The sequence below is a fragment of the Corynebacterium sp. FDAARGOS 1242 genome (assembly GCF_016889985.1).
Taxonomy (GTDB): domain Bacteria; phylum Actinomycetota; class Actinomycetes; order Mycobacteriales; family Mycobacteriaceae; genus Corynebacterium; species Corynebacterium minutissimum_B.
This window is the reverse complement of sequence record NZ_CP069568.1, coordinates 2,680,989-2,699,017: the sequence shown is the minus strand read 5'-3', so window position 1 is coordinate 2,699,017 and position 18,029 is coordinate 2,680,989. Positions and strand designations below refer to the sequence as shown.

Annotated in this window: 15 protein-coding genes; 4 read left to right on the top strand and 11 right to left on the bottom strand. The window is 60.6% G+C overall.

The genetic code is table 11. The annotated features are described in order from the left end of the window. Nucleotides 1–219 precede the first annotated feature (219 nt). Both I6J72_RS12780 and I6J72_RS12775 read right to left on the bottom strand, forming a co-directional pair. Entirely contained in the window at nt 220–1,599 is a 1,380-nt protein-coding gene (locus tag I6J72_RS12780) for a TetR/AcrR family transcriptional regulator (protein WP_204099458.1), read from the bottom strand. Between the two features lie 373 nt (nt 1,600–1,972). After that, nucleotides 1,973–3,343 (bottom strand): sodium/glutamate symporter, encoded by a 1,371-nt coding sequence (locus I6J72_RS12775; protein ID WP_204099457.1) that lies wholly within the window; start codon nt 3,341–3,343, stop codon nt 1,973–1,975. 168 nt (nt 3,344–3,511) lie between these two features. Between I6J72_RS12775 and I6J72_RS12770 the strand changes: the two genes are divergently transcribed. Continuing rightward, nucleotides 3,512–4,708 carry an FAD-binding oxidoreductase gene (locus I6J72_RS12770; protein WP_204099456.1) on the top strand — a complete coding sequence of 399 codons (1,197 nt, stop codon included), beginning with the start codon at nt 3,512–3,514 and terminating at the stop codon, nt 4,706–4,708. A gap of 4 nt (nt 4,709–4,712) precedes the next feature. Here I6J72_RS12770 and I6J72_RS12765 read toward each other — a convergent pair whose 3' ends face one another. Then, nucleotides 4,713–5,522, bottom strand: coding sequence for a carbon-nitrogen hydrolase family protein (locus I6J72_RS12765; RefSeq protein WP_204099455.1), 810 nt, complete (start codon nt 5,520–5,522; stop codon nt 4,713–4,715). A 101-nt stretch (nt 5,523–5,623) separates the two neighbouring features. Between I6J72_RS12765 and I6J72_RS12760 the strand changes: the two genes are divergently transcribed. Then, nucleotides 5,624–5,884 carry a hypothetical protein gene (locus tag I6J72_RS12760; protein WP_204099454.1) on the top strand — a complete coding sequence of 87 codons (261 nt, stop codon included), beginning with the start codon at nt 5,624–5,626 and terminating at the stop codon, nt 5,882–5,884. Further along, nucleotides 5,881–7,056: an alpha/beta hydrolase gene (locus tag I6J72_RS12755; RefSeq protein WP_204099453.1), complete on the top strand. Its 1,176-nt coding sequence runs from the start codon at nt 5,881–5,883 to the stop codon at nt 7,054–7,056. Before I6J72_RS12760 ends, I6J72_RS12755 begins: the two co-directional genes overlap by 4 nt. 218 nt (nt 7,057–7,274) lie before the next feature. Here the strand turns inward: I6J72_RS12755 and I6J72_RS12750 are convergent, their stop codons facing one another. The 8 genes from I6J72_RS12750 to I6J72_RS12715 form a co-directional block, all read right to left on the bottom strand. Then, nucleotides 7,275–8,795: an aldehyde dehydrogenase family protein gene (locus I6J72_RS12750; protein WP_204099452.1), complete on the bottom strand. Its 1,521-nt coding sequence runs from the start codon at nt 8,793–8,795 to the stop codon at nt 7,275–7,277. Between the two features lie 383 nt (nt 8,796–9,178). After that, a complete protein-coding gene (locus I6J72_RS12745) occupies nt 9,179–9,595 on the bottom strand; it encodes a heat shock protein transcriptional repressor HspR (protein WP_070673249.1) in 417 nt (138 codons plus the stop codon). A gap of 13 nt (nt 9,596–9,608) precedes the next feature. Continuing rightward, complete coding sequence (dnaJ, locus tag I6J72_RS12740) at nt 9,609–10,820, bottom strand: molecular chaperone DnaJ (protein WP_204099451.1); 1,212 nt, start codon at nt 10,818–10,820, stop codon at nt 9,609–9,611. A gap of 93 nt (nt 10,821–10,913) precedes the next feature. Further along, a complete protein-coding gene (gene grpE / locus I6J72_RS12735; RefSeq protein ID WP_204099450.1) occupies nt 10,914–11,609 on the bottom strand; it encodes a nucleotide exchange factor GrpE in 696 nt (231 codons plus the stop codon). Between the two features lie 3 nt (nt 11,610–11,612). Further along, a complete protein-coding gene (dnaK, locus tag I6J72_RS12730; protein WP_204099449.1) occupies nt 11,613–13,454 on the bottom strand; it encodes a molecular chaperone DnaK in 1,842 nt (613 codons plus the stop codon). A gap of 229 nt (nt 13,455–13,683) precedes the next feature. After that, a complete protein-coding gene (locus tag I6J72_RS12725) occupies nt 13,684–14,424 on the bottom strand; it encodes an ABC transporter ATP-binding protein (protein ID WP_209167872.1) in 741 nt (246 codons plus the stop codon). A gap of 58 nt (nt 14,425–14,482) precedes the next feature. Further along, nucleotides 14,483–15,484: an iron chelate uptake ABC transporter family permease subunit gene (locus I6J72_RS12720; protein WP_168162993.1), complete on the bottom strand. Its 1,002-nt coding sequence runs from the start codon at nt 15,482–15,484 to the stop codon at nt 14,483–14,485. A gap of 2 nt (nt 15,485–15,486) precedes the next feature. Then, complete coding sequence (locus tag I6J72_RS12715; RefSeq protein ID WP_232748486.1) at nt 15,487–16,368, bottom strand: iron ABC transporter permease; 882 nt, start codon at nt 16,366–16,368, stop codon at nt 15,487–15,489. A gap of 209 nt (nt 16,369–16,577) precedes the next feature. Here I6J72_RS12715 and I6J72_RS12710 point away from each other — a divergent pair, with 209 nt between their 5' ends. After that, the gene (locus I6J72_RS12710; RefSeq protein ID WP_070532059.1) at nt 16,578–17,690 is read left to right on the top strand and encodes an ABC transporter substrate-binding protein; all 1,113 of its coding nucleotides are present in this window, start codon (nt 16,578–16,580) and stop codon (nt 17,688–17,690) included. Nucleotides 17,691–18,029: the final 339 nt, after the last annotated feature.

Here is an 18,029-nt window from a genome sequence, read left to right as displayed (position 1 = left end):
CTATAACGCCAAAGAACTTGAGTCTGTTCCACTCAAGTCAAACTTTTGTGGAGATTTTCTATCCGGGCAGGTTGATACAGGTTCGCTCAACTTTGTGGGAGGGTTTGCAGGCTTGCCCCGAATACAGAAAGCACGAAGCGCCCTCGGTGCGCGTGCAGGAGGGCGGGATGCGGTGCGTAGGTAGCGCGCGCGGTGTGGGCGCGCTACGTGGAGGGAGTGTTAGGCGCGGAGGCTGTGCTCGAAGGTGGCGAAGACGATGCCGATAACGGCGTAGTAGATCGACCACTTCTGTTCGAGGTCAATGGAGCGGAACTCGCCTACGGAGGCCAGGTGGCACATACCGTCGGCGCCGGCCCACAGGGTGAAGTTCTTGATGTAAACCAGGCGGTCCTTGGGCTCGAGGCCGGCTTCCCGCAGTGCTTCACGGTTAAAGCGCATGAGCTGCGCGAAGGACACGCCCATCTGAGTTTGGTCTACCTCGCCGTCCTCACTCAGCGGAACCACGGAGCCAGACGCAGCTGCGATGCAGGCACCGTAGCGGTCCGGAGCGGTCATGGCGTAGTGGAAGTAGGCCACGGCACTGCACAAGAGTTTGTCCTTGGCACTGGCATCCGCCGGCAGCTTGTCCAGGAGGTAGAGGATCATGTCCTCAAGTTCTTGGTCAGTTTCATGCTCGACGCGCTCACGCAGCACAAAATCATTGTCCACGAGGGATGCCACAAAAACGTCAGACACACCAAAGTATTCAGCGACGTTCTCAATGGTCACCGCCTTCATGCCCTGCCGGCCGGCAAGCTGAATGGCGCGCTCCATAATGGCGGCGCTGGCCCGCTCCGTAGGCAGTGCCGTGAGGTCCTCAATAGCGGAAATATCCGGTAGCGTTTCGCGGCCTGGGTCGTAGGCGGAAATACGCTCGCGGAAGACAGACATGCTATCGCTGACGTCGAGAAGCTCACAGGTCTCAGCGGAATGGAAAAGCGTTCCGATGAGCGCCTTGCACACCTCGCGAAGATTAAAGCGGCGTACCACCGGGTGCTGGTGACGCAAGACGCCAAGAACACTCAAGTGCGCCATGCCGTGAACGGTGGCCCAGCTGGCCACGCTGAGTTTTGCCAGGGTCTCCGGGCACACATCCGGGCCTACCTCAAGCCCAGCATGGTCCACGATGAGAGCCATGTTTTGGTGAACAAGATCCAATGCCAAATTGTTGGAGGGGCCACCCTTCAGCAACGCCTGCCATTCATCATTGAGAACGCGGGCCTTCTGTTCAAAGAGGTAGCGGAAAAGCTCCGGTTCACGCTCGGCATACTCGTAGTAGGACTCCACAAACGTGGTGAGCCTGTCAAACAAATCCGCGTAGCTCGGGACTGCCTCGAGGGTGTCCTTGAGGAAGTTCACCTTGCGTTGGGAGACATACTCGGGGATAGCGGAGATAATCTCCTCACGGTTAGGAAATACAGCAGTGACATCGGAGGGTTTCAGATCCGCGTATTTAGCCACCGATTCCGCAGTGACGGCATCGTCGCCCTGGGCCGCAGCCACGTGGATCGCCGACTCGAGGACGGCCTCGCGAGGCGAGTCCCCATAAAGATGCTTCATGTATTTTCCTAAAGATTGTGCCCAGCAGGCGAAAGAGAAGGATAGAGGCAGATTAACAGCCCCTCAGATTTTAGCCTGAGCAATCTTTAAACAGCAATGCGAGAAGGGTATTTAATTGCTATCTCACAGCAGCTATATAGCGTGAGTTCAATTAACCCAGCCGCAGCGCCTGCTGTAATTTCTCCTCAAACTATTTTAGTATTTTGACCATTTGCTCAGTTCCCCTTTTTCCAGGGCGAGCACGCGTGGCGGTGGGTTCTCTTGTCGCGGATTCTGATGGCTGTTGATCCTGATGGCCGTGGACGCATAGTAAAGCCCCCAGGCTGCTCGTTCATGCAGCCTGGGGGCCGAGGGATAAGGGCAATCTACTTTTCTACTTAGAGGCGCCGACGTGCCCGATGCCGTCTTTGAAGATGGTGCCGCGTGGCGGCATCATACCGGTGAACTTGAACACGAGGTAGATGACCACTGCAATACCCAAGGAGAGCCAGCCAAAGCCTGCGGTGAAGCCGTACATGACAGCCAGCGGGGCGATGATGGTCCAGGAAATCTCAAAGGGACCGAAGCCGATGTAGGCCATGCCGTACTCAGACAGCGTGCCGGACTTGAGTTTCGGGTCGACGATCTTGAGGATGGCAATACCCGTCGCCACGGTGGCGGTAGCCCAGCCCCAGCCAAAGATGCCGCGCTCGATCCACCGCTCGCCAAAGAACTCGGCGGGGAACCACATGAGGAAGAAAATGCAGTAGACAGTACCGAGGACGAAGAGCAGGAGGAGTGCCTGCCAGTAGGCGGCCACGGCAGCCGGCACGATGGCGGCCACGCCGAAGGCAATGAGGTAGTCGGTTGCTGCACCGGATACGGAGCTCACGGTGTCCTTATCCAGGTAGTCCTTGGCACCGATCATGTTCATAATGGCGCGGAAGAGGAGGCCGACGACCATGGACATGGCAAACAGCGGGATGGAGACGTTCTCCCAGAGGGAGGCGATGCCCTGAGTAATGCCGTAGGCGGTCATCACGGTCAGCGCAATGAAACCGACGTGGAGGGTGATGGGCTCAATGGCAGACGGGTTGGTCGTCGCACGGCCCAGGGACGGGCGATCTTCAAGGCGGGAGATGTAGCCGCGGCGCAGCTCCTCCGGAAGTTCCTTCGGAACATGGGACACCTTGCCCTTGCGAATACCCCAGTTACCGGCCACGATGCCGCCGACGATGGCAGCCAGCGTACCCACGGTGGCGGAAGTAAAGCCCAAGGAGGAGGCTGCATCCGCGCCCACGCCTTCGAGTGCGCCGCCCACGGCCGCGGCAGTACCAAAGCCACCGATAAAGCCCGCCGGAAGCATCATGCCGAACCAGTCCGGGGTGTCGAAGGCCGGCTTAAAGACCAGAAGACCCAGCACAATGAACAGGCCCCACTGGCCGGTGAACATCATGGTGGAATAACCCCACATATTGCGGGCACCTTTGCCCATGTTGCCGCCCATCTCCATGGAATACGCCATGGAGGCGAACACCACGGCGATGAGCAGGGAGGTGTAGCTGCCCAGGTTGTCCGATAGGCCGATCCAGCCTAAGACGTTGGGGCCTAGGATCAAGCCGAGCAAGCCGGCAGTAATGGGCGCGGGCAGGAGCAAATCCTGGAATACGAACTTGACCTGGTGGCGCAGAACGTTGCCGATGACCATGAGCAACGAGATCCAGCCGACATCGACCATGATCGTATACGCAGAGAATTCTTCCATGCGAAAACTTCCTTCCATGCCGCTGAACGCGGCGTCATAGAGATACGAGTCACCCTCTTCCGGGAAATGGACCGTAGATTACACTACAACCAGATGCCCGCTATGCCACCCCCTGCATATAACCCGTGGGTAATTGGTGGTTACCCCCGGCGACTAGGATGGGCGGGCATGAGGGAACTGGGTGAGCATCTGCGCAATCATGCTGAGGACTATCGCGACGCAGTACATAGCCACTTTTTCAGCACTGTGGCACAGGCTCGCCAGATCTTCGCTCTCTCCATGAAGGACACGCACCCTTCGATGGCGCCGGCCTTGGCGTGGGTGCTGGAGAATTTAGAGGATGGGGAGGTTCGGGGGGACGTCGCCAAGCGCATGGCCCTCATGGGCCGCGATCATCGCCGCCATGGGTTCCCACCGGAGGTGTATCCGCAGTTTGAGGCCTCGCTCATTCATGGGCTGGGGGTGCTGGGGCTCACGCCGCATCAACATGAGGTGGCGGCGCGGACGATTTCCCGTATCTGCGCGCTGATGCAGGAGGCGGCACAGCTTGACGACGCCTCCGGGATCCCCCCTGCCCACAGCGCCCAGGTCGTGGCCGTGGAAAAGCCGAATCGACGCACGGCCGTGGTGCGGCTGGAATCGGGTGTGCCGCTGGAGTACCGCGCGGGCCAGCACGTTCCGGTGACGTCGCAGCTCACGCCCGGTACCTGGCGCCTGCTGACTCCGGCTGCCCCGGCGGATCCTTCGGGTCAGTTGACTTTCCACGTGGCGTTGGCGGGCGAGGCCTCGTCGATGTTGGCCATGGCGCAGCCGGGCGATTGGTGGACGCTGGGCGCGCCTGCTGGCGAGCCGGTGACTTTGGATTCCTCCACGACGCTCATCTCGTTTGGCACGGGGTGGGCCGGTGCGCGGGCAGTGCTTCTCGACGCCCTCCCCGACCTCCCCGCCGGCCTGCGCGTGGTCGTCGTTGCTCCCACGCCGGGCAAGCACTATGACACGGAGTTTCGGGCCAACCTGATGGCCCTTGTCCCTTCCCTCGACATTCAGCACATTGTGCGCGATGCCCACGATCCCTGGCTGCTGGGCGCAACGGCGCCAGCGGAGGGCTTTGAGCCCCTCCTGGCGGAAGAACCTATGGAGCCCGTCCTTGCCCGCGGCACGGATCGCCGTTTCGTGCTCATTGGCCCGGCGGATCGCGTCGAGGTAGCCCAGGCGGCGCTACTCAAGGGCGGGGTGTCTCCTACATCCATCGTGACGGAGGGCTGGCAGCGCGGCAGTGAGTGGACGGCGTCGGCCGCCAAGCTCGACGGCTGGGGTGATGACTGGGAGGCCTGGGCTGCGTGGAAGAAATCGCAATGGGCCTAAGCGCTTAGGCGTCCAGGACGGGGAGGGATTCCCTAACCTTCGTCACGGTGTCCGCGTCCACCTCGCCGTAGAGGATCTCCGATTCATATCCGGCTTCGGCCACGCGGGTGCCATCGGGTGCCACGAGTACTGAGTGGCCAATCCCCGTTGGCCCCGAGGCCTCCCCTGCCTTCGCTTCCCCGCCTGGGCGCGCCTGGCCGGCAGCGAGGATGTAGCTGGTGGAATCCAGTGCGCGGGCAGCGGACAGCAGGCGCCATTGCTCTAGCTTGCCCGGCCCATCGGCCCAGCTGGTGGGCACGACGATGAGCTGCGCACCTTGGCGGGCGAGCTCCTTAAACTGCTCTGGGAAGCGGATGTCGTAACAGGTAGCCACGCCGACGGTGATGTCGCCGGCGTCGAAGACCACGAGGGACTCGCCGGGGCGCACGGTATCGGATTCTTTGTATTTAAACGCGTCGTAAGTGTGGATTTTTTCGTACCCGCCCAGCACACCTGGGCCGGCGATGAGCGCCACATTGGCCACGCGGTTGATTGTCTTGCCGTCACGCTCGACGGTATCGGCGGGGGCAAACATGCCCAGCACCACATAGACCTCGAGCTCTTCTGCTAGCTCGCGCACTGCTGTAGCCACGCGGCCCTCGAGCCCCTCCGCATTGGTGTCGAGGCGGCCTGAGTCAAAGCTTTGGGTGGTGGCCTCTGGCAAGACGATGAGCGTGGCGCCATTCTCGGCGGCCTCCCGAATCTTTTCGAGCGCTACCGCGAGGTTCTCCTCCACGTCTCCGGTGCTGGTCAACTGTACTGCTGCTACCTTCATGCGGCCCACGGTAGACGAGCCCGGGCTAGTTATCCACAGATTTCGTTCTTCAGTGTCTGTGCCTCTTTACCTTGCCGCGTTCGTGCCGCACTCTGGTCTGCATGAACCACCTCGACATTGACCCCGCAGCGCTTCCGCATATCCGTTCTCTCTACGACCACCGCCCGCCACCCGGCCCTACAGCTTTAGATGCCCCGCCCCGCACCGCGGCGGCTCTTGCACGTTTAGAATCGCGGTGGGAATCTTCCCGCCATTCCAGTGACACCGCGCGCGTGGCCCAATTAGAGGACCTGGAGCGTTTCGTGGTGGCGGCCCACGATATCGATTCTGGGCTATCAGCTCGCTTGGGTGGCGCCCGATGAGTATCGCTTATGCTCTCTATGCGACTTCCTCTGCGCTCGCCAGTTCATCCCGTGAGCTGGATCGTTATATCGATGCGTCCCACCATCATTGGGTAGCTCTAGCTATCTCCGGCGCCGCCGGCGATGCTGCCCGCTCCTCTCTTCGCCGCGCCACGGATAGCCTTCTCAGCCCTGCTCAGCAGATGCGTATGGCCGCCCAGATCGTGTCGCTCTATGCTCCCCTCCAGGAGAAGATTGAGAACCTTCGAGCTCGCCTCAGTACCTCCCCTCTTGCCCATCCACGCAGCAGTCTCATGGGCCAGCTCGATGCGCTTGCCGACGCCCTCGATTGGGCCTGCGCCCGCCAACTCCACGCCCTATGCACTCCGGAAATGTCCGCTCCCCCGACTCGCCTGGAGGACTTCGCCGACCTTTCTTTGGCTGAGCTCCATCAGGTGCAGCTCAGCGTCGCCAGCGACGAGGTCCGCGCGCTGGCCGCCGCGAACCCCGACATGACCATCCTGGAGACCAGCCCCGGGCGGCTCGTGGCTCTTATCGACCCTTCTGGACTCGCCACTCAGCCCGCACAGGTGCCTCAGGTCAACACCTTCGTGGGCGGCGTGGGTTCCTCCAATACCGCAGGCTGGCCAACCTCGCTTGAGCGGGCTCGCTCCATTGCCCGCGCCACCGGTGGGCCCACGGTGGCGTGGCTCGGTTACTCCGCACCCTCCTCCTTATCCCGCGCCGCGCACGAGGAGCCTGCCCAGCGCGGTGCTGCCGAGCTCATTCGCTTTCAACGTGCGCTCCGCGCCCGCTTCCCCCAGGCACAGCACATGCTTGTCGGTTATTCTTATGGCTCGGTCGTCGTGGGCAAGGCCGCGCACGAGGCGAAGGTTGCTGATGACATCGTGCTCGTCGGCAGCCCTGGTGCCTCCACCACCAGCGCGGACCAGCTCCACGGCCGAGTGTGGAGTGCAACCAATGCCGAGGATCCCATTGCTCTGACCACCGGCCCCCTCGGCGGCATCCACGGGCCCAGCCCGTCCTCCCCCAGTTTTGGCGCCTCTCCCCTCCCCGGCGCGAACGGCTTGCCGGGCGACCACGGCACCTATTGGAAAGACCCCGCATTTCTGCGAGGTCTAGGCTCTATTGCTCAGCGCCCTCATCTTGAAGACCACAATGTCCTACCGTAACGACGACGGGAACGTCCGAATGGTCTACGCTTGGGTCAATCGTGTCGAGATAGTCGCGTACCTGCGCTTCGGCGTTTTTAAGTTGAGCGGTACTTGTTGCGTTTTCCTCATCGATCACCAAGTCCCAGCCATGCTCCCACCGAGAGGCGGTAACAGCTACAGGAGCCACAGTTTTAGTCACCGCCGATCACCTTCCTCACTTCTTCGATATCTAGTCTCTAGAATAGGCCAGCGTGCTCCTCTGAGTAAGACACGAGCATGTTCTTAGTCTCCTGATAGTGCCCCAGCATCATAAGGTGATTCTCACGGCCGATGCCAGACTCCTTGTAGCCGCCGAAGGCACTGTGAGCGGGGTACACGTGGTAGTGGTTAATCCACACGCGTCCGGCCTGAATCTCGCGGCCAGCGCGGTAGCAGGTGTTCTGGTGGCGCGACCACACGCCGGCACCGAGGCCGAAGTTGGTGTCGTTCGCAATCTGGATGGCTTCCTCGAAGTCTTTGAACGTGGCGACAGAAAGCACCGGACCAAAAATCTCCTCGCGGAAGATGCGCATATCGTTGGTGCCCTTGAACACGGTGGGCTCGATGTAGTAGCCATTCTCCAGGCCTTCCACCTTGTTCACGTGGCCGCCGACGAGAGTTTCGGCACCTTCCTTCGGGCCCACTTCGAGGTACTCGGTGATTTTGTCCATCTGTTCCTGCGAGGCCTGGGCACCCATCATGGTCTCAGTGTCGAGCGGATGCCCAATCTTGATCTTCTTTACGCGCTCCACGGCCAGCTCAAGGAACTTGTCCGCGATGTCCTCATGGATAAGCGCACGCGACGGGCAGGTGCAGACCTCGCCCTGGTTGAGGGCGAACATGACAAAGCCCTCGACGCACTTCTCTAGGTAGTCATCGTCCTTGTCCATGATGTCAGCGAAGAAGATGGACGGTGACTTTCCGCCCAGCTCCAGGGTGACCGGAATGACCTTGTCAGCAGCGGTCTTGTTGATGATCTTGCCTACCGGGGTGGAGCCAGTAAAGGCAATCTTGGCAATGCGGTCAGAGCCGGACAATGCAGCACCTGCTTCCTCACCGACACCATTGACGATGTTGAGCACGCCCTTGGGCAGGAGGTCCTCGATAATCTCAATGAGCAGCAGGATGGATGCGGGAGTCTGCTCGGCCGGCTTCATCACGATAGTGTTGCCCGCAGCCAGGGCCGGGGCAATCTTCCATGCGGCCATGAGCAGTGGGAAGTTCCACGGAATAATCTGGCCCACCACGCCCAGTGGCTCGTGAAAGTGATACGCCACGGTGTCCTGATCAATTTGGGAAAGGCGACCCTCCTGAGCACGGATAGCGCCGGCAAAGTAGCGGAAGTGGTCCACAGCTAGCGGGATGTCAGCGGCGAGGGTCTCACGCACGGCTTTACCGTTCTCCCAGGTCTCCGCGACAGCAATCTTCTCTAGATTCTCCTCGATGCGGTCCGCAATGCGGTGCAGCAACAGTGCACGTTCTGCCGGGGTGGTCTTGCCGAAGGTCTCGAAGGCTTTTTCGGCGGCGTCGATTGCCAGGTTAATGTCCGCTTCCTTACCGCGGGCTACCTGGCAGAAGACCTCGCCGGTGACCGGGGTGATGTTGTCCATGTACTCGCCATCGACGGGCGCGACCCACCCGCCGCCGATGTAGTTGTCGTAGCGCTCGCGGAAGGAGACGATGGCATCAGCGGTTCCGGGGTTTGCATACAAAGTCATGTGCGTAGTGCCTTTCTTGTGGGTTCTTTTCCATCACGGCGGCCGCCCACACAAAGCCTCATGACAGTGATGGGCGACACAACGTTGAATGCGAGTGTAGCTATATATTTTGCCAAACTCACGTTTTTCCTCAAGAAAGCTTTTGGTATTGGGAAGTTGCCAAGAAGTTGGTTTAGAAAAAGGTGCCCTAACTGACGGAGATCTGGGCCCCAGAGCAATTTTGGGCAGGATCTTCGTCAGCTAGGGCCCTTGGGAGCGCGGCAGGCACGAAGGCCGGGCCCAAACAGTCGGCCGGGCTCAAGCGGGCGGCCGGGCAGGACCGAACGAGGCTAGAAAGGCCGAAAACAGTAGAACCCCCTCCATCGAGGAGGGAGTAAAGGCGCCTAGTTGTGGCGACCGCGGCGCGGTTTCCACATCACCACGGAGGTGGAGCGCGGCACGTGGACGAGCTCGCCACGCGAGGGACGGGCCTGGCTGCGCAGCCGTTCGACCTCTGCCTGGAGTTCATCACGCTCAGCAGCAAGGCGGTCACGCTCGGCAGTGAGCTCGATAATGGATTTGATGCCTGCCAGGTTCACGCCATCGTCCTGCGACAAGGTCTGAATCTTACGCAGCAGTTCAATGTCGTTTTCAGAGTAGCGGCGGCCGCCGCCCGAGGTGCGGGCTGGGGAGACCAGCCCCATCCGGTCATACGTGCGCAGGGTTTGCGCATGCATACCGGACAGCTCCGCCGCCACGGAAATGACGTACATGGCCTTCGGCTTTGCGGTATCGCTTCTGCCTGGTGTTTCCTTGTTCATCATTTACCTCTTTCTAACGCATGACCGGGTTTCCGGCCCAGCCCTTGCGCGGGTCAAAGCCGGAGTCCTTCTCCGCCTGCGCGTACGTGCGTAACGCCGAGGAGGCGGCAGCGTCCAAGGTAGAGGGCACGGCTACTTGCACGGCCACCATGAGGTCGCCGGCCTTGCCGGAACGCTTGGGCACACCGCGGCCCTTCACGCGCAAGGTGCGGCCGTCCGGGGTGCCGGCAGGAACCTTGACGCGCACCGGCGAATCGAGGGTAGGAACCGTAATGGTGTCCCCCAACGCCAGCTCGGCAAAGGAGACCGGAACGGTGACGTGCAGGTCATCGCCCTCACGGGTAAAGACCTCGTCCGGCTTGACAGTCACGGCAACGAAGAGGTCGCCGGATGGTGTGCCGTTAGGACCGGCCTCGCCTTGGCCTGCCAGACGCACCTTCTGACCATCAATCACGCCGGCCGGGATGCGCACCGTGATTGAGCGCGTGCGGTGCACCGTACCGGAGCCGGAGCAATCCGCACACGGGTCCTCAGCGCGCTGACCGGTGCCAGCGCAGTCGGTACAGGGAGCAGACAACCCAAAGGAGCCACGCTGCTCCGAGGTGAAGCCGGTGCCGTCACAGGTAGAGCACGTCGACAACTTACCGGTCTTCGAACCCGAACCGTGGCAGGTCGTACACGGCGCCTCGCCGCTGAGCTGCAGCGGGATGGTCGTGCCCTTGGCGGCCTCGCGGAAGGAAAGGGTTATGTGCGTTTCGACGTCGGCCCCCCGCGACGGCCGAGCTGAGTGGCCAGCACTACCGCCGCGGTTGAAAACGCCACCGAAGATATCCCCAAAACCGCCGCCTTGAGCCGATCCTCGAGGGGATCCTCCGAAGATGTCGGAGAGGTCGAAGTCTTGCGCACCCGGGCCACCCATGTGCGTGGATCGAAACCCGCCGGGAAACCCGGCGCCTCCTCTCCGTCCAAAGCCGCCGCCGCCGCTGCGCATCATGGCCTTGAACTGATCGTAGTTCTTGCGTTCGGAAGCATCTGACAGCACGTCGTAGGCTTCAGCCACCTGCTTGAACTTCTCCGCTGCCTCCGGGTTATCCGGGTTGGCGTCGGGGTGGTTCGCGCGGGCGAGCTTGCGGTAGGCGTGCTTAATCTCGTCGGCGGTAGCGGACGAGGAGACCCCCAGATCCGCGTAGTAATCTTTGTCTGCCCATTCTGGCTTAGCATTCACTGGGCATCTCCTCCTTTCAGGAGAATCTCAAAAGCTTGTATCTAAAAGAAGAGTGGCGCCAAGGACTCAACACCCTGACGCCACCATCTGTTGTTATTCTGCGCTATCCGGGTTGTCCGGACTCTCAGCCGAGCCGGCTGGGTCAGCAATAATCACCATGGCGGTGCGCACAACGCGCTCGCCTACCTTGTAGCCGCGGCGCAGCACGGTACCCACTGCCTGCTCATCACCAGTGGAGAGGTCCTGGACGGCCTCGTGCACCTCGGGGTCGAAGACATCGCCTTCCTCACCGAAGGGAACCAGCTGGTTGTTAGTGAGCACGCCGTTGAGCTTGTCCGCGATGGCCTTGAGCGGGCCCTCGTTGAGGTCGCCGTGCTGGCGTGCGAGTTCCAGGTCATCAAGGATAGGCAGGAAATCTGCCAGGACCTTGGCCTTAGAAGTCTCGATCACGGCCTGACGGTCACGCTCGGTGCGGCGGCGGTAGTTGGTGTACTCCGCGTTGAGGCGTTGGAGGTCCTCGGTGCGCTCAGCCAGCTGAGCCTCCAGGGAGTCCTCCACTGCCGCGTCGTCACCGGCAGCTGCTTCCTCGGCAATATCGCTCGCGGCGTCATTCACAGCAGCCTCGGCCTCAGCAGTGCCCGCAGTAGCGGCGTTGGCCTGAGCCTCAGCGGCCTCGTCCACGGCACCGTCGGCAGCAGCGGCCTCGGCGGCGGCAGCCTCCGCGGCGTCGGCGGAGGTTGCCTCAGGGTCGGTATTGGCCGGGTTGCCCGGGTCCTGAGGGGAGGTCATCGTTTACTTCTCCTTGTTCTCGTCGTCCTCGTCGACAACCTCGGCGTCGACAACGTTCGGGTCACCAGCGGCCTCACCAGCAGCACCCTCTGCGCCTGCCTCAGCTGCCTGGGCCTCGTACAGGACCTTGCCCAGCTCCTGGGACTCGGTGCCCAGCTTCTCGACGGCCGACTTGATGGCCTCGATGTCATCACCCTTGAGGGCCTCATCGACGGCGTCGGCAGCCTCGGTCACGCGGGTCTTGAGATCCTCCGGCAGCTTGTCGGAGTTCTCATCCATGAACTTGCGGGTCTGGTAGGAGGTGGATTCCGCCTGGTTGCGGGTCTCCTGCTCCTCGCGGCGCTTCTTGTCCTCCTCGGCGTGAGCCTCGGCGTCCTTGACCATGCGGTCGATCTCCTCCTGGGAGAGGCCGGAACCATCCTGGATCTTGATGGTGTTTTCCTTGCCGGTGGCCTTGTCCTTGGCGGTCACGTGGACGATGCCGTTGGCGTCGATGTCGAAGGTGACCTCAATCTGCGGAACACCGCGCGGTGCCGGGGCAATGCCACCGAGCTCGAAGGAGCCGAGCAGCTTGTTGGCGGAGGCCATCTCACGCTCACCCTGGAAGACCTGAATCTGCACGGACGGCTGGTTGTCATCAGCGGTGGTGAAGGTCTCAGACTTCTTGGTTGGGATGGTGGTGTTGCGCTCGATGAGCTTGGTCATCACGCCGCCCTTGGTCTCGATACCGAGGGAGAGGGGGGTGACGTCGAGAAGCAGCACGTCCTTGACCTCGCCGCGCAGAACACCTGCCTGCAGAGCAGCGCCCACAGCAACGACCTCATCCGGGTTCACGCCCTTGTTCGGGTCCTTACCGGTCATCTCCTTCACCAGGTCAGACACGGCCGGCATACGGGTGGAACCACCGACGAGGACCACGTGGTCAACCTGGGACAGGGACAGGCCAGCATCCTTGATGACCTGGTTGAACGGCTCCTTGGTGCGGTCCAGCAGATCCTGGGTGATCTTCTGGAACTCGGTGCGGGACAGGGTCTCATCCAAGAAGAGCGGGTTCTTCTCGGAGTCCACCGTGATGTACGGCAGGTTGATGTTGGCGGACTGGGAGGAGGACAGCTCAATCTTGGCCTTCTCAGCAGCCTCACGCAGACGCTGGACAGCGCGCTTATCCTTGGTCAGGTCAACGCCCTGGGAAGCCTTGAACTTATCGACGAGCCAGTCGACAATGCGCTGGTCCCAGTCGTCACCACCGAGCTGGTTGTCACCAGCGGTAGCCATGACCTCAACAACGCCGTCACCGATCTCCAGCAGGGAGACGTCGAAGGTACCGCCACCCAAGTCGAAGACCAGGATGGTCTGCTCCTGCTCGCCCTTCTCCAGGCCATAAGCCAGCGCGGCGGCAGTCGGCTCGTTAACGATACGCAGGACGTTGAGGCCTGCAATCTGGCCGGCCTCCTTGGTGGCCTGGCGCTGGGAATCCTCGAAGTAAGCCGGGACGGTAATGACGGCGTCGGTAACGTCCTCACCCAGGTAAGCCTCGGCGTCGCGCTTCAGCTTCATGAGCGTGCGGGCCGAAATCTCTTGCGGGGTGTACTTCTTGTCATCGATATCGATGGTCCAGTCGGTGCCGATGTGGCGCTTGACGGAGCGAATGGTGCGGTCAACATTGGTGACCGCCTGGTTCTTGGCGGACTGGCCAACGAGAATTTCGCCGTTCTTGGCAAAAGCCACGACGGACGGGGTGGTGCGGGAACCCTCGGAGTTAGCGATAACGGTTGCCTCGCCACCTTCCAGCACGGATACAACCGAGTTGGTGGTACCAAGGTCAATTCCTACTGCGCGTCCCATAATCTTTTCTCCTTGCGTGTTGGGGTTTGTTTTAAGTTGATAGTGCGCGACTCAACTTCTGCCGCGTCCAGTCAGCGACTCTAACAGAAGCGACACTCAGAGTCATCCAAACCTGAGCGCCGGTCACTCAACCTACACAACGCAGGCAAACTCAAAGTTGTTCCCGATCGACTCAACTTTTTTATTTATCGCCAACACGCTGGGAAAACAAACCCGGTTTGGCGGAGACTCACCCTACAGGGACGATTGCCGGCTCACCGTCCACATCTACAACGCGGACTGACAGCCCATAGAGTTCCTCAATAAGGGCAGGGGTGATGACCTCGCGCGGCACGCCCGCGTCCCGCACCGTTCCATCTTTCATCGCCACGACGTGATCCGCATAGCGCAATACATGCGCCAAATCATGAATGACCGCAATAAGGGTTTTGCTTCCTGCCAGCTGCCGCATCAGCCGCATGAAGGAATGCTGGTATCCAATGTCAAGCGCGCTCGTTGGCTCATCCAAGAAGAGCACAGGCGTTTCCTGGGCGAGGGCCATGGCCAACCAAGCACGCTGACGCTGACCGCCAGACAACGCCGCTACCTCGGCCGTCTCCAGTTGTTCAAGGCCCACCTTTGCTAGCGCACGACTAACGGCACGCTCGTCCTCCTGGCTCCTCCACCCCATAAATCCTTGGTGGGCGAATCGCCCGCGCGCAACCAGTTCCCTGACATTGATCCCTTCGGGAGCTATGGATTGCTGCGACATCACGGCGACGCGCCGAGCGTAGCTACGCCGAGAGAATGCGGCTGCATCTTCTTCGCCAATGCACACCGCGCCCGCGTTCGGCATTTCCAACCGCGCCAACACCTTCACCAAAGTGGATTTTCCACAACCATTGGGGCCGATAATGGCAGAAAATTTCCCGGCCGGAAAAGACACATCCACCGAGTCGAGAATTAACGGGGCAGTCCTCCCATAGGACATGCTCACCCCCTCAGCCCGCACGCTCGGCGCACCGTCACATACTTTTAGTTGGTTCACTTTACTGACCTTTCATTCCGGCAGATCGGGATTGCCACAGCAGCAAACCCGCCAGGTAGATGCCACCGGCGCAGACCGTAATAAGACCGGCAGGCAGAGTAATTGGGAAAAACAGCCGCTGCCCTGCTAAATCGGCAGCGAGCAAGAAAAGTGCACCGAGGACTCCAGAGAGCAACACCGGCGTCCTGTCTGGACGCGAGAGCAACCGAGCCATATGTGGGGCCGCGAGGGCAATAAATGAGATTGGGCCCGCTATCGCCGTCGATACAGCGACAAGAACTGTGCCAACCAGAACCATCACCACACGTGCACGACTCACGTTCAACCCCAACGCACTCGCCGTGCTATCCCCCAGGGCAAGCGCGTCACACCAGCCACGCAGCAGCAACCCAGCGACGCACGCCGCGCCTCCCAGCACCCCCAATGGAATAACTCGCGCCCAGGACACAGCATTCAATGTTCCAGCAGCCCAAGTCGCCGCACCTAGGGACTGCTCCAACTCACCACTAAGAATCAACCACTTGTTTATTGCTGAAAGGAAGAACGTCACTCCAATCCCCACCACAACCAGCCTTGCTCCCGTGAGCCTTCCGGCAAATGAAAGCCCCATGATGAGTAACGCAGTGATAGTCCCACCCACCAACGCGCCTAGCGCAATGTTGAATGCGGAGCTAAAGCTCGCCAAGGAGACCGCGATGACACCGGTATAGGCACCGGTATTAAACCCGATAATGTCGGGTGACCCCAGCGGATTGTGGGTGAGGATCTGAAAGATGGCGCCCGCTATGCCCAAACACATTCCTACGACAATCGCGGCAACCACCCGCGGAGCACGCCATTGCCACACGACGGTGGCTGCAAAGTCAGTGCTATTGGGATTCGTAGCCACGGACCACAACGCTGCACTATCCTGCCCGGCACCAGGCGAGAAGAGCGAATAGGCAGCAATAGCCAGCGCGACGATCACAATGCCCGCAAAGGACAAAACACTTCTCACGCTCACAATCACAGCCTCCTTCCAGCGCGATGGGACAGCGCAATCAATACTGGGGCACCAATGAGCGACACCGTGACGCCAGCCGGCAACTCAGCAGCAGTGAGGTAGCGGCCCACAATATCGGCGCCCAATAAAAACAAAGGCCCCACCACGGCAGCGGCGACAAGCTGTGCCCGCTCTTCGTATATCCCGCACAGCCTGACAACATGCGGGATAACTAGTCCAACGAACACAATCACCCCCGCCGCTGCGGTGGCGGTAGCAGCCAACACCGTTACCGCCGCGACAAGCCCCAAACGAGTCAGTTTGAGGTTAATGCCGAGACTCGCCGCAACGTCATCCCCCAGAGCAAGGGGCGGCAAGTGGCGAGCAAAGACAATCAGTAGCACCACGCCTACCACCAGTCCGCCGAAGGCAATCACCACTGGCGTCCACGAAGCAACGTCAACGGAGCCCGTCACCCAAGCACGGATTCTTGCAAAGGCGTGAGGATCTATCAGGATCAGCGCGGAGGACAGGCCCTCACATACCGCCCCGATGGCTACGCCTGCAAGAATCAGTCTCAGCGGATCAACATCGCCCGCTCTGCCACGCCCGACCGCGGTGACCAGCAGCATGGTCACTGCCGCACCGATGATGGCTGCGAGCGAAAACGCAAAAGGTGATTGCCACCCCCACCAGCCCAGAGCAATGGCGGCGGCCAAGCTGGCGCCTACGTTAATCCCGAAAACTCCGGTATCTGCCAAAGGGTTGCGCGTCATGATCTGCAGAACTGCACCAGCGAGGGCCAAAGCACAGCCTGCGCAAACAGCAACGAGTGTACGGGGAAGACGCCTCTCCCACACGATCGAGGAAGCTATACCAGGCTGTCCCCGAAGGGCGGCCAACACGTCGCTGAAGGGAATGCTACGCGCGCCCAACGCCAGTGACAGCGCCACGCCGATACAGAGAATGGCAAGGCCAGCAACTACTACCCAACCAAGACGCCGGGTATTTCTCTTTCCGGCGCGCAACCCCTGCTCAATCACCGACACCACCCAAATACCTTCATATGCTCACGTTTCCTTAGCTCGACCTAATTTAGGTTAGGCTACCTTTTATGAACATTCGAAAGAAAATCGCACCCCGCACCCCTCTCCTCCGCCTCACTGCTGTTGGTCTTACCGCAGCGCTAGCGCTCACCGGCTGCGCCAGCCTCGAAAACACCAACTCAAACGCTGACGCTTCTAACCCTGCGTCCTCACCGTCCGGGAAAGAATCAGGAAACTCCAATTCAGCCTCGGGAAATGACTCCGTGGCCACCGGAGGCGAAGGCTTTGCCGGGGCGAGAGAGAAAAGCCAAAGCTTTGGCAGCGATGCAGCCCCTGGTCAATTCCCACGCACGGTCACGCATGCACGCGGAACGACCGAACTCAAAGAAAAGCCACAACGGGTGGTTGTTCTAGAAAGCGGCGAACTCGATTCCGTCCTAGCACTCGGCATGAAGCCAGTCGGCATGACCACGTCCAAGGGCCAGAATCCCGTCCCGGATTACATGGCCGACAAAGCAAGTGACATCGAAACGGTAGGCACGATCAACGAAGTCAATATGGAAAAGATTGCTTCGCTCAACCCCGACCTCATCATCGGCTCGCAGCTGCGCATGGATAAGCACTATGACCAGCTCAATTCCATCGCACCTACCGTTTTCTCGATCCGCCCTGGATACACCTGGAAAGAAAACTTCCGACTCATCGGTGAAGCCCTCGGAGAAGAGGAGCGCACCGAACAAGTCATGGCCGACTATGACAAGAAGATCGAAGAAGTAAAGAAGGTCATTGAGGACGGGCCAGCTAGCGAAGACACCACCGTCACCATTCTGCGCTTCATGCCGGGCAAGGTACGCCTCTACGGGCGCCTTTCACTCATTGGAACGGTGCTTGATGACGCCGGCCTCGCCCGCCCCGCCAACCAGGACATCGAAGAGCTCGCTGCGGAAATCTCGCCGGAGAACATTGACCAAGCGGACGCCGACTACATCTTCTACTGCAGCTACGGAGATCCCTCCGCCACCGGCCAAGACACCGCCGTTTCTACCGCGGCGTTCCAACGGCTACCTGCGGTCAAAGACGGCCATGCCATCGAGGTCAGCGACGATACGTGGGCACTCGGCTTGGGGCCTCTGGGCGCACAGAAAATCGCGTCAGATCTCGCGGACTATCTCAGCCACTAACACGGGGGTAGCACCCTCCCCTCAAAACAACACCTGTGGGATTGACTCACCCCAACTTAAGGGGCTAGCTTTCATGTAAGCGAGATGGGTTACACGTCTACGATTTCTGTGCGGCGGGCCATATCAAGGTCACCGATTTCTCGCTAATCAGGCCAGGCCGTTGCCTGGCTGCTCCCCACACGCAAGAAGGGTGGTCGCACATGAATGCTCACTTCATTAGGCAGCGTCGTTCTTCCGATCGGCCACCGGTTGTGTACGCCAGCGTTAAATAAGCACCTCTTTTCACACAGACTGAACGGTACGGCGCAGAGTATGCGCCCGTGTTGGACTAGAAAGTCT